Genomic DNA, 12,007 nt, shown 5'->3' on the forward strand with positions numbered 1-12,007 from the left:
TCTGCCAAGATGCGATCTTCCACGAGACGGACCACACGGTCCTTTGCATCCTGGTCAAATTTTCTTGGCATATTCCAGATTTTCCCATCTACTTAAACGGAACAAAACCTGGGACACTTCAGTATCCGAGTCCTTTTTGAGCGGATACATATGCGGCTTTCTCAGCCGCTTCTAGGTCTTTCGGGCACTAGTGTGGGGCCGAGCATGAAAGAAGCCCACCAAGCCGTGAAAAAGGGCTTGGTGGGCGGTGTAGGAAGTGCGGAAGGGGAGACGTCGCCAAGCGAGGCTAAGCCATGACCTTCGTCTTCTTAATCGCCTTCTTGAGGCGCTTGTGGTAGGCATCCATTGCGCGGCGGAGAATGAGGCCGACGATGAGTGCCGGGATGGTAAATAGCAGTAGCATGCCCAGCTCGCGCCATATATCGCCGTGGTAGATGCCCGCAATGGCGCTGCGGAAAGCATCAATGGCATACGTCGCTGGCAGCCACGGGCTCACGTTCTGGAACCACTCAGGCAGCAAGGGTAGCGGGTAGGCGCCGCCGGAGCCAGAGACTTGTATCACGAGCAACAACACCGCTAAGGCCTTGCCGGCACTATCGAGTGTGATGACAAGTGAATAGATGATCAACATAAACACCAGCGAGACTATCCATGCGGCGAACATGAGCATGAATGGGTGCGCGGGCTCGATCTGGACAAAGAAGATGAGGCTGAGGACCACCAAGGTGGCCTGCGCGAGTCCGACCAGGCCGAGTGTGGCAAAGCGGCCGAAGAACGCTTGACCACGGGTGAATTCGCTCTCGTCGTACTTTCCGTTCTCGTCCTTGCGCAAGTATTTACGCTCGGCGTTGGTATGCACCAGCACGCATGCCAGAAGGGCGCCTACCCATAGGGACAAGGCGAGGTAGAACGGCGTCATACCCACGCCAAAGGCAGCGACAGGGTAGACCGGTTGGCGGTCTACAGCCACGGGAGCGGCGATGCGGGAGGCGAGCAGTTCTGGATCGTTGCCGACGATATCCGCTAGCTTGTCTAAATCGCCGCCACGGCGCGCCTCGTCGATTTTTCGGCCCATGTCAGCAAAACGGCCGCTTTGCTCCCGCAGGGTGCTGGCAAGGCTGGCGGTGGTATCGCGGGCGCGCGCCAGGCTTTGCTGTGGCGACCCCTCCTTCTGGGAGACCGAAGAGCGAATGCCTGCGATGTCCTGCTTGACAGCATCAATATCGTCCGCGACCACCGAGACGCTCTGGTTGAGCTGGTCTAGCTGCGGCTTGAGGTTCTCGTTATAGGAATTGCGTGCCTTTTCAGCAGCCTGCTTGGCATTGGCGATGGCACCCTTGGTGCGCTGTCGGGAGTCTTGGGACGTGCCACGACCTTGCTCAAGGTCATCGGCGGTAGATACCAGCGAATCATGCAGCGCGTTGCTCTGCGCAATGGAGGCATCAATCTGACCCATCATCGCCTTATATCCACCCGCGACTGGAGCTGGTAGAGCTACCTTATCGGCTTGGTCCTTGAGGGAAGCGCGAACTCCCTCAAAGGCCTTTGTCTGCTCGTCTACACGCTCAGCTGCGGTGCGGTAGGTCTGCGCCGTTTGTGCGCTGGTGGTGCTTGCATTATCGAGCAACTCATCAACCTGGGCAGAGAGCGCGTCGTAGCTTTGCGTTGTAGCCGCCAAGGAAGCGTCGAGCGAGCCAGCCGAGTCATTGAGGGTAGAGCGCAGAACGTCGATGGGGTTTTCGCCTTGGTCATTGTCGGTCTCCGTAGCCTGGCGGCCAGCCTCGGCGAGGATATTGTCCGCAGCCTGCGTAAGCGGCAGGGTGGAGTCGACCAGATTGCTTAGTGCACCTACGGTGCCAGCCGCAGCATCGAGGCGAGTGCTGACGTTATTGACGCGGTTGTGCAGGTTATTGAGTGCAGTCTGGGTATCGTCCTCATTAAGGTATTTATCAAAATCCGAGACGACGCCAAGGCCGACATTGGATACCACGCGGGTGAAGGACTCGTTGATTTTCTGGATGACGCCGTCCGCACTCTTTTGCGTGATGATGGTAGACAGCGCATTCTTCTTCTCATTGGTATAGAGGTTGAGCTTGCTTGGCTCGGTTCCTTCTACATAAAACGTGAGCAAATCCGCGCTGAAGTCCTTGGGCAGAACAATGCCGGCATAGTATTCGCCAGACTTCGTTCCTTCGACGGCATCGGCGCTATCAGTAATGACCCAATCTATATCTTGATTGCGGCTGAGCTGTGAGAGCACCTTATCGCCCAAATTCAGTTTCAGGGAGGCGAGGTCGCTTTCGTGGCCTTCATCCTCGCTGGCCACAGCGATCTTGAGTTGGTCGGTATTAGCAAAGGGATCCCAGCTGGCCAACACGTTGAAGGAGGTGAAAAGCAACGGGATGATGGCAAGGCCAAAGATGATGACCGCGGTGATTACATTGGTGCGAATGGCGTGGAGGTCATCGCGGAGAATGGTCAGGATGTTTTTCATGACTTACTCGCCTCGCTTTCCGGAGTCATCGCCATCAACGGCGGGCATTTCCTTGGTCTCGCTGGCATTAGAAAATGTGGATTCCTCGTCTAAGTCCTCTAGGAGGTAGCGGTTTGGGTGTTCCTGTCGGTGCTCGAGGTGCTCCTGGATTTCCTCATCACTGAGATCCGCCAGGCGGCTATCGTGCGCGATGCTCTGCTTGATGTACTCAAGGGAGCAGATAACGCCCACCGCAATGAGCGTCACCAGGCAGGCCAGGCCGAAGATGATGGCCTTTTCTTCAGGGTTAATGCGTGAGTAGATGCCCAAAGCGACGACTAACGCTAGGCCTACCGCGACGGTAATTTTCATCAGCTGGGAGTAATTCCTGCGGGCCATGCTCCACTTATCCTCCAAGCTTTGTTGGTACGCCTCGCGGTCATTCAAGGCATAGAGGAGGTCGGTAAAGCGGTACCGGCTGCCGACCAGGTGGACCTGCTCATTGATAACGAGACCGCCCTTATGCAGTTCGTCATTGACCAGCATGTTGACGTTGGACAGGCCGCGGCGCATCACAGTACCGATGAGGTAAGCGATCGCGGCCATGCCGATGAGCGCGGCAAGGTCGCGCGCATAGTGGTTGCCGTAGAAACCACCGACGGTCTCGCGCATGGCATCGATGCCGTAGGTAAAGGGCAGGAATGGATGCACCGCGCGGAAGAAGTCCGGCGTCATCTCAATGGGGTAGAGGCCGGATGCGCCCGGAATCTGGATGAAGGCGAAGACCACCGCGATGCCGCGGCCTACGTGTCCAAACGTAGAAACCAAGCTATAGGTAATGCTCAGGTAGCACAGGCCCACGATAACCGCGGTAGCGACGTAGGCCAATGCATTGGCATGTTCAACACCAATGGCCAGGTTGCCGATGGACACGATGAGTGCCTGGGCAATGGCAAAGAAGGAAAGCAAAAGGAAGCGGGCAAGGTAAGCCTTGGTAATGGTGAGGTCCTTGCGGCCCTGCGGGTCTACCTCAGCACGGAAGATGATGAGCAGCATGAACGCGCCGATCCACAGCGTGAGGTTGATAAAGAGCGAGGACATGCCGGAACCATAGTGCTTTACAGGGAATACGGCGTGGCTTTCCATCTCCGCAGGGGAGGCAAGGAAGGAAGACACCTCATCGGTGTTAAGGCCCTTGACAGACTGCAGGATGGAATTGTTATTGGCAGTATTGCTCAGCGCAATCACGTCGCTGCGGGAGGCACGAAGCCCCTCCTCAATGCCGTCGAGGTCCACAGAAAAACGCTCAACTACTTGCTGGGCCTGGCTTAGCTGCTCGTCGACGCCCCCCAAGAGCCCATCGGTTTGCCCGACCAGTGCCTGCTGGCTTTCGAGCGAGGCGGAAAGCTTGCCGGTGGTAGCAGTGACGTCGGAAAGCGCAGCGTTGAGCTTGGGTAGGCCTTCGGCTACATTATCGCGCAGCGCGTGGGAATCATCGCGCGTTTGGGCAGCCATCTCTTCCAGCATGCCCGTGGTCTTATTGAGCGAATCGATGGTGTCGTTCGTATCGCCGTTGAGAGTATCTAAGTCACCGAGAACGGCCTTATTTTGATCATTGCGTTTGCGGAGGTCTCCTACCTGATCCTTAATCTGTTGGGAAACCTGTGGGGGCAGGGCTGGTGAAGACGCAAGCTTATCGAGCTGATCGATTGCCCGGTCAGCTTCACCGACGATTCCTGACGCGCCCGCAGATGCGGCACCTACGCGGTTGAGTGCGCCGCGCAGCTTGCCGGAGACCGAGCCTACGGTGGCATTGGCGGAGGCGGTGCCGTCCGCCATGGCGGTCGTGCCTTCTACATAGGCGGCGGTGGCATCGTCCGAGAAAGAAGTGACTTCCCGCTGGACCTCTGCGGTTATAGCGTTCAGCTCATCCAAGGCGGTCTGGGCATCGTCGATGGTCTTTTGCACCGTGCCCAAAGACTTGCGGGCTTGCGCGATAGTTGGGCGCGCATCCTCGATGGTGGAATGCACGTCAGCAAGTTGGCTGCGGGAGTTAGCTACCGTATCTGCGGTCTCTGAAAAAGAATCCGCGGTCTTGCTTGCGGTACTGTTAATCTTCTGGCTCAAATCGCCACCGGAGTTCTTTAGCTCCGTAGCCACCGAATCCGCTACCTGCTCATTGAAGGTCGAGCTGATGGTGGTGTCTAGTGTCGAAGCGCCAGTATCAGTAATCTTCGGTGCAATGGCGTTGAGCTTCTCATTGACGTGATATTCCAGCGTGGGCTGAGAATAGGTACCTTTAAAAAGGCTCACGAAATCTGCCGAAAAGTCTTCGGGGACAATCACCGAGGCGAAGACGTCACCCTTCTTAACGGCGTCTTCGGCTTCCTGCCTGTCCATGAACTGCCAGCCCAGCTCGTCATTGTCATGCAGCTTGTCAATCATCTGCCCGCCGACGTCTAAGTGGCCAGTCATTTCCGAGGATGCGCCTTTGTCCTCATTAACTACGGCGACCTTGAGGTGTTCTGTGTTTCCGTATGGGTCCCAGAAACCGGAGATGTTTACCCAGGAATACAGGGCTGGGGTGATCATCAAACCAATGAGGATCACCCAGACCTGCGGGGTCCGCCACAAGCGGACAAAATCTTGAAGAAAAATCTTCCAACTAGTAATCACTCGAAAAATCGTAACACCCAACCGGAAAGAACTAATAGCCTGACTGTCAGTTTTAACAGAAATGAGAGAGCGCGTCCCGTCGAGCTTGCAGATATGTTTCTGGTGTGAATTTCGGGGACGATTTCAGCAGTAGGGTGGGCATAGAAAAAGCCGCCTGGGTCCTCAGTTCAAGGGACCTAGGCGGCAAGCACGTGGGGCTGGGCCCCGATAGGCGCTTAGTGCTCGTCGTAGTGATCGCCGTGGGCGGCGTGGCGGTGACCGTCATGCAGGTAGTCCACGTGGTCGCCGTGCGGGATCGCTACGTGGCCGCAGCCTTCACCATGGGTGTGGTCGGCGTGCGCCTCGGCTTCAACGTGCTCGGTGGTCTCGCACTCATCCCAGTGGCCATCATGCTCACGGTGAATGTGGCCCTCGTGGAGATAGTCGGTGTGGTCACCGTGCGGGAAGGAAACGTGGCCGCAATCGGCGCCATGGGTGTGGGTATGGTCTTCGTGGGTGTTGTGGGTCATGATGCCTGATCCTCTCTGGTAGGGGACGTTCCCCGTTGTTTTCAGTGCGTTTTCATTAAACCGTATTTTCATTTGAGTTTCAATAGGTGTGGGCGCGTTTCTCTAATTTTCTGGTTTGGGAAATAAAAGGACCCGCCTCCTTGGGGCTAGGTGGAGGCGGGCGTCGTAAAGCTGGGGAGGGCCTTAGAGGAGATTGCTCAATTCGCGTGCGGCGGAAATGAGAATGTCGGCGTATTTCTGGGCCGGGGAAGGTTGGAAGCGCTCGACCGATCCGGAGATTGACAGTACTGCGAGGAAAGTTCCGGAACCATCGAAAACCGGCGCGGAAATGGAGGCTAAGCCGGCTTCGCGTTCCTCAATAGACTCGGAATAGCCTTGGTTTCGGGCCGCCTCAATGTCTTCTTGGGTAAACGAGGCGTCTTCGGTATTGATGTCTACATATGCGGCAATGATGCGTGCGGCAGAGCCGGAGCTAAGCGGTAGCTGGCGCCCGACTGGCACGACGTTGTGGAGGCCGGATTCCGGCTCCCTGGTGGCAATGCAGGTGCGGGTATTTCCGGTGAGCTCGTAGAGCTGAATGGATTCTCCGGTATGTTCGCGCAGTTTCTCCATAATTGGCCCGGCTGCCTCGAGGAGGTGATCGCGGTTGCCGGGAAGGGCTGGGCCGGCCTTCCACTTTCCATCGGGGGTGCGAACGAGGATGCGGTGTGCTTCGAGTGCGGTGGCCAATCGGTGTGCTGTCGCCCGAGGTAGCCCCGTGGTTTCGCATAATTCATTGAGGGTGGAGGGGTGGTTGGCGGCGGCCATCATTATGGCCATTGCTCGATCCAACACTTTAATTCCGGAAACTGCGCTATACTCTCCCATACAATGAAATCTACGTCCCAACTTATGAGATTTCAAGTGTGGAGAGATGTTTATGAACCAGAAGCTGACATTGGCAGAAAAAGTGTGGCGCGATCACGTCGTCCAGCACGGCGATGCTGGGGCGCCAGACCTTATCTTTATCGACTTTCAGCTACTACATGAAGTTACCAGTCCGCAGGCATTTGATGGCTTGCGGCTGACCGGCCGCACGTTGCGTCACCCTGAGCTGCACTTGGCCACCGAGGACCATAACGTTCCCACGCAAGGCATCAAGTCTGGCAACCTCTTGGAAATCAAGGATGAGGTTTCACGCACCCAGGTATCGACCCTGCGCAAGAATTGCGAGGAATTTGGAGTGCGCTTGCACTCTATGGGTGATGCCCAGCAGGGCATTGTGCACACAGTTGGCCCGCAGCTGGGAATCACCCAGCCGGGTATGACAATCGTGTGTGGCGACTCGCATACCTCCACGCACGGCGCCTTTGGTTCTATCGCCATGGGTATTGGCACCTCTGAGGTAGAACACGTCATGGCTACGCAGACGCTTTCTTTAAAGCCATTCAAAACCATGGCTATTGAGGTGACTGGCGAGCTGCAAGAAGGGGTATCTGCCAAGGACCTCATCTTGGCCATTATCGCGAAAATCGGTACCGGTGGCGGGCAGGGCCACATTATTGAATATCGCGGTGAGGCCATCCGCAAGATGTCCATGGAAGCGCGCATGACGATGTGCAATATGTCTATTGAGGCAGGAGCCCGAGCCGGCATGGTTGCTCCCGATGAGACGACCTTCGAGTATGTCAAGGGCCGCGAGTTCGCTCCCACAGGAGCAGACTGGGATGCTGCAGTTGAGTATTGGAAGACACTTCCCACGGACGAAGGGGCAGAATTCGATACTGTCGTGGAAATTGATGGCTCCTCGCTGACCCCATTTGTTACGTGGGGAACCAATCCTGGACAGGGCCTTCCGTTAGGGGAGAAGGTCCCAGATCCGGAAGATTGTGGTGACGATAATGAAAAGGCCACTGTGGAAAAGGCTTTGCAGTATATGGACCTGCAGCCGGGTACTCCGCTGCGCGATATCAAGATCGATACCGTCTTCGTCGGTTCCTGTACCAATGCCCGCATCGAAGACCTGCGCGCTGCGGCCGACGTGGTCAAGGGGCGCACCATCGCTGCCAATACGCGGATGATGGTCGTGCCGTCCTCCGCCGTGGTCAAGGCCCAAGCGGAGGAGGAGGGCCTCGACGAAGTCTTCCGACAGTTCGGCGCGGAGTGGCGTACCGCCGGCTGCTCGATGTGCTTGGGTATGAACCCAGATCAATTGGCTCCGGGCGAGCGATCCGCCTCCACCTCCAACCGCAACTTCGAGGGGCGGCAAGGCCCTGGCGGGCGCACGCACCTTGTCTCCCCGCAGGTGGCTGCCGCGACTGCCGTGACCGGTTACCTGTCTAGCCCGGCAGATCTGGATTAAGCGCTTAGAAAGGCATTGACAATGGAGAAATTTATTACGCATACGGGAACGGGCGTGCCCCTGCGCGCTTCCAACGTGGATACTGACCAGATCATCCCCGCGCGCTACTTGAAGTCGGTCAAGCGTACCGGCTTTTCAGATGGCCTATTTTCAAATTGGCGCTCCGATGACAACTTTGTACTCAACCAGGCGCAATTCAAGGACGGCTCGGTGCTTTTCGCGGGCAGTGATTTTGGCACCGGATCCTCCCGTGAGCACGCAGTGTGGGCGTTGAGTGAATACGGTTTCCGCGCGGTATTTTCTTCCCGCTTTGCTGATATTTTCCGCGGCAACGCCGGAAAGTCCGGACTGCTTACTGGATTGATGGAGCAAGAAGATATTGAGCTCATCTGGAAACAGCTGGAAGCAGGAGAAACCCAGGTCACCGTGGACCTGGAGGCTCGAACGGTCACGGTGGGTGAAAATACCTACCGCTTCGATATTGATGACTACACCCGTTGGAGGTTGATGGAAGGGCTGGATGACATCGGCGTTACGCTCCGCAACGAGGATGCAATCGCTGCGTACGAATCGCGTCGCCCCAGCTTCAAGCCCGCTGTTCACGCCCAATAGCAGAAGAATCGATGGCGATCGGCGGGCCAGCAGTGCCCCTACAGTCCTGCTACGCGAAGGGGCCGTAGGGGCGCCGTGCGCTCACACGTGAACTTTAAACTTCTGCCTTGGGGTAAATGGGGGTACAACTCGGTAACGTATAGGTAACAATTGTTTGCTCCAGTTTCCCGCAACGAAGTATCACCCTAGCTTTAGACTTATGAGCAATCCCTATTCGAATAATGATTCCTTCAATTCAGGAAACAACGGGGCAGAGTATCCCGGAGCCGGCCATGAGTCTGCATCTCATGGAAATGAGGCGAATGGCCAGTCTGGCTACGGCCAACAGCACTTTGGGCAACAGCAGTTTGGCCAGCAACAGTATGGACAACAGCAGTACGGCCAGCCCGGATACGCCGGGAGCCCGTATCCGGGAGACGATTCCCTGTTTGGCCGAGACGTAGATGCTATTCAGGTCGTCGCGGATAGCTTCCGCTACTTCGGCCGCAATTGGGCGGAGTGGATTTTCGGTCCGCTGGTGCAGATGGTAGTTGTCTTGATCCTCTATTTGCTGATGTTCGCCGTCCTAGCAGGCAGCGGTGCATCCATTGATGCTCTAGCCAATAGCGGCTCGGGTTCCGATGCCGCGCTTACCGGTGGGCTCATTGCAGTAATGTTCTTAGCCTTTATCGCCATGTTCCTCGTGGTTATTTGGTCAGTTAGCACTTGGTACAAGGCTGCTAATAAACAGGTGGATACCGGGACGCTGGAGATAAAGGACTTTCTGAGCTTTAAAAATGTCGCCGGTCTCATGGCGGTGAATGTGCTTTCGTGGCTGGTTATTTCCCTGGGCTTCATTCTCCTGATTATTCCGGGACTCTTCGCCGCCTTCTTCTTTACTTGGATGCCGGCTGTTAAGGCCGTACGTCCTGAGCTATCCGTTGGCGAGACCTTTGGGGCTTCCATCGAGGTAGCGAAGAAGAATGTCGGAGTGACCATCTTGGTAGTCGTCCTGAGTGCCGTCCTGTACGCAGTGTTGAGCTTTACCCTAGTCGGCATGTTTGTGTACCCAGCACTGAACACCCTCATTTTGGTCCTCTTCGTCCGTCGCACGCTCGGCTTGCGCGGTTAGAAAACCCCGCAGCCGCACGATAGTTGCGCAAATAAGGCCCTGCTCGTCCACCGCATGAGATGGAAGGCAGGGCCTTAATTGTTGGTCGGCGAGGAACCAGAAAACTAGCGCACCGGCAGTGGGCTAGCCAGGTAATCGGCACCGGTGAGCTCGCCATTGTTGAAAGACAAGACCCACACAGAAGCCTTCTTAAACTTCAGCTTGTCCACCGGCTTTTTCAGGAACTTTGGGGCGAGGTCCTCGATGATGCCAGGAATGGTGGCGCCCTGGCTTACGATGACGGGAACGCCGCCTTCGTTGACCACCCGGCGGAAAGCTTTCTTGGCTGCTTCTGGGTCGTTCTCCCAGGCCTCATCGCCAAAGTTTTTGTTGATGGAAATGTCCTTGCCCAGTTCGTCGGCAAGCGGGGCAGCCGTCTGCTGGCAGCGCTGGGGCAGGGCAGAGTAAATGGCGGTGGGCTGGAAGGCACTGAGCATCGGCACCAGCATCTCTGCTTGGCGGCGGCCCTTTTTATCCAGTGGCCGCAGGTTGTCATCGCCTTGCCAGCTACCGCTTTCATGCGCGCGTGCGTGGCGCACATAAAGCACGCGGGTAGCGGGCGCGATGCGTAGGCGCTTAGCCGCCTTGGCCACTACCGCGGTATCAACGTCGTAGGACAGGAGGTCTTGCGCTTCATCGATGGGCAGCCACCGTAGCTCATCGGTTTCACTATTGGCGGAATAAGTTCCGCCCAGGTACTTGGCCACCCAGTAGTAGACCACCTTAGTGCGGCCCTGGACTGGGTACGTTACCTTGCCGATGAGCTTGCCTAGACGCACGCTAAAGCCGGTCTCCTCCAGGATTTCCCGGGCCGCGGTAGTGGGCAGGGATTCGCCGGGATCGACCTTGCCCTTGGGCAGGGACCAATCATCGTAATGGGGGCGGTGGATGAGCGCGATTTCTGGGTCCTGCGGGGAGCCGCGCCAGATTACGGCGCCGGCGGCAAGGGTAGTGCGGTGGAATTCCTTGGCGGGGTCCACCGGGATTTCCTGGTGGCGGCCGGAAATAAACTCCTCGTGCTGCTGATCCTTGTCGGTTTCGTGCATCTTTTTAATATTGGGCATCGTCTGCCTCCACGGGGCCTTTCCACAGTAATTGGGTTTATAAGAACAACGTCTAAGGGCCCATTGTCCCACGGGTTAGGCGCGTTGTGCATCCTTGCCCCACGGGGGACGGGCATGCTTTAAGGTTGGGGTTATAGATTTGCACGTTTGGAGGAGACACCATGGTTAATGTTGCCGTGATGGGTGCTGGTTCTTGGGGCACTACCTTGGCCAAGGTCTTTGCGGACGCCGGAAATGACGTTCGCCTGTGGGCGCGCCGCGCGGAATTGGCGCAGGCCATCAACGAGACCCACACCAATCCGGACTATTTGCCGGATACCCGCCTGCCGGCCGTGGTGCGGGCCACCCATGATGATGTCGAAGCGCTGGCGCTTGCCGACGTCGTCGTGTTCGGCGTTCCCTCCCAAACCTTGCGCGCCAACGTGGAAAAGTGGGCGCCGCACCTGCCAGAGGACGCGACCCTGGTGTCTATTTCTAAAGGCGTAGAGACTGCCACGCTCAAGCGCATGAGTGAGGTCATTATGGATGCGGCGGGCGTGCCAGCAGACCGCGTGGCGGTACTGTCTGGCCCGAACTTGGCCAAGGAGATCGCTGCCGGCCAAGTGGCCGCCACGGTGATTGCCTGCTCCGATGAAGACCGCGCTCAGCGCGTGCAGGCTGCGGTCGCCGCGCCGTACCTGCGGCCCTACACCAATACCGATGTCATCGGCGCGGAAATCGGTGGCGCCTGCAAGAATGTCATCGCCTTGGCCTGTGGTATCGCCTCCGGCAAGGGGCTGGGCAATAACACCATGGCCACCATCATCACCCGCGGTCTGGCGGAGATTACCCGCCTGGGCGTGGAGCTGGGGGCGGATCCATTTACCTTTTCCGGCCTGGCAGGCATGGGCGACTTGGTGGCAACGTGCACCTCGACATTGTCGCGCAACCGCACCTTTGGCTACCGCCTGGGCCAAGGCGGCACGATTGAAGAGGCCAAGGCCGCGACCAATGGACAGGTCGCCGAAGGTGTCTACTCCTGTGACTCCATCTATCGCCTCGCCCAGCAGGCCGGGGTAGAGATGCCTATCACGCACGCCGTTTATGGCGTGTGCTACGAGGGTGTGGCGGTAGAAGATATGATCATCGCTTTGATGGGTCGGTCCAAGAAGTCGGAGTAGGTCGAGGGTAAAATCTGCGGGC

Annotated in this window: 9 protein-coding genes; 4 read left to right on the forward strand and 5 right to left on the reverse strand. The window is 57.3% G+C overall.

Annotated elements, in window-relative coordinates:
• Positions 1-286: 286 nt before the first annotated feature.
• From RAE09_RS08480 to RAE09_RS08495, 4 genes are all read right to left on the reverse strand, one after another.
• Positions 287-2,494, reverse strand: coding sequence for a YhgE/Pip domain-containing protein (locus tag RAE09_RS08480; RefSeq protein ID WP_316981467.1), 2,208 nt, complete (start codon positions 2,492-2,494; stop codon positions 287-289).
• 3 nt (positions 2,495-2,497) lie between these two features.
• Entirely contained in the window at positions 2,498-5,149 is a 2,652-nt protein-coding gene (locus tag RAE09_RS08485; protein WP_034668160.1) for a YhgE/Pip domain-containing protein, read from the reverse strand.
• A gap of 215 nt (positions 5,150-5,364) precedes the next feature.
• Positions 5,365-5,658, reverse strand: a complete 294-nt coding sequence (locus RAE09_RS08490) for a hypothetical protein (RefSeq protein ID WP_083798063.1) — start codon at positions 5,656-5,658, stop codon at positions 5,365-5,367.
• Between the two features lie 183 nt (positions 5,659-5,841).
• Positions 5,842-6,525, reverse strand: coding sequence for an IclR family transcriptional regulator (locus RAE09_RS08495; protein ID WP_316981468.1), 684 nt, complete (start codon positions 6,523-6,525; stop codon positions 5,842-5,844).
• 52 nt (positions 6,526-6,577) lie between these two features.
• Here RAE09_RS08495 and leuC point away from each other — a divergent pair, with 52 nt between their 5' ends.
• The 3 genes from leuC to RAE09_RS08510 all read left to right on the forward strand — a co-directional run bounded on the left by leuC (position 6,578) and on the right by RAE09_RS08510 (position 9,722).
• Positions 6,578-7,999: a 3-isopropylmalate dehydratase large subunit gene (gene leuC / locus RAE09_RS08500; RefSeq protein WP_316981469.1), complete on the forward strand. Its 1,422-nt coding sequence runs from the start codon at positions 6,578-6,580 to the stop codon at positions 7,997-7,999.
• Positions 8,000-8,020: 21 nt separating this feature from the next.
• The gene (gene leuD, locus RAE09_RS08505; protein WP_316981470.1) at positions 8,021-8,611 is read left to right on the forward strand and encodes a 3-isopropylmalate dehydratase small subunit; all 591 of its coding nucleotides are present in this window, start codon (positions 8,021-8,023) and stop codon (positions 8,609-8,611) included.
• A 199-nt stretch (positions 8,612-8,810) separates the two neighbouring features.
• Complete coding sequence (locus tag RAE09_RS08510; protein WP_316981471.1) at positions 8,811-9,722, forward strand: hypothetical protein; 912 nt, start codon at positions 8,811-8,813, stop codon at positions 9,720-9,722.
• Positions 9,723-9,826: 104 nt separating this feature from the next.
• Here RAE09_RS08510 and RAE09_RS08515 read toward each other — a convergent pair whose 3' ends face one another.
• A complete protein-coding gene (locus RAE09_RS08515; protein ID WP_005323301.1) occupies positions 9,827-10,825 on the reverse strand; it encodes an NUDIX hydrolase in 999 nt (332 codons plus the stop codon).
• Positions 10,826-10,986: 161 nt separating this feature from the next.
• Between RAE09_RS08515 and RAE09_RS08520 the strand changes: the two genes are divergently transcribed.
• Positions 10,987-11,985 (forward strand): NAD(P)H-dependent glycerol-3-phosphate dehydrogenase, encoded by a 999-nt coding sequence (locus tag RAE09_RS08520; RefSeq protein WP_316981472.1) that lies wholly within the window; start codon positions 10,987-10,989, stop codon positions 11,983-11,985.
• Positions 11,986-12,007 lie beyond the last annotated feature (22 nt).

It is taken from the genome of Corynebacterium tuberculostearicum (assembly GCF_032821615.1).
In the GTDB taxonomy this organism is placed as follows: Bacteria; Actinomycetota; Actinomycetes; order Mycobacteriales; family Mycobacteriaceae; genus Corynebacterium; species Corynebacterium tuberculostearicum_H.

Excerpts from the sequence above, each read along its gene's own strand:
- RAE09_RS08480 (WP_316981467.1), bottom strand. The coding sequence starts at position 2,494 with ATGAAAAACATCCTGACCATTCTCCGCGATGACCTCCACGCCATTCGC.
- RAE09_RS08520 (WP_316981472.1), top strand. The coding sequence starts at position 10,987 with ATGGTTAATGTTGCCGTGATGGGTGCTGGTTCTTGGGGCACTACCTTG.
- RAE09_RS08515 (WP_005323301.1), bottom strand. The coding sequence starts at position 10,825 with ATGCCCAATATTAAAAAGATGCACGAAACCGACAAGGATCAGCAGCAC.
- RAE09_RS08495 (WP_316981468.1), bottom strand. The coding sequence starts at position 6,525 with ATGGGAGAGTATAGCGCAGTTTCCGGAATTAAAGTGTTGGATCGAGCA.
- RAE09_RS08510 (WP_316981471.1), top strand. The coding sequence starts at position 8,811 with ATGAGCAATCCCTATTCGAATAATGATTCCTTCAATTCAGGAAACAAC.
- RAE09_RS08490 (WP_083798063.1), bottom strand. The coding sequence starts at position 5,658 with ATGACCCACAACACCCACGAAGACCATACCCACACCCATGGCGCCGAT.
- leuC (WP_316981469.1), top strand. The coding sequence starts at position 6,578 with ATGAACCAGAAGCTGACATTGGCAGAAAAAGTGTGGCGCGATCACGTC.
- leuD (WP_316981470.1), top strand. The coding sequence starts at position 8,021 with ATGGAGAAATTTATTACGCATACGGGAACGGGCGTGCCCCTGCGCGCT.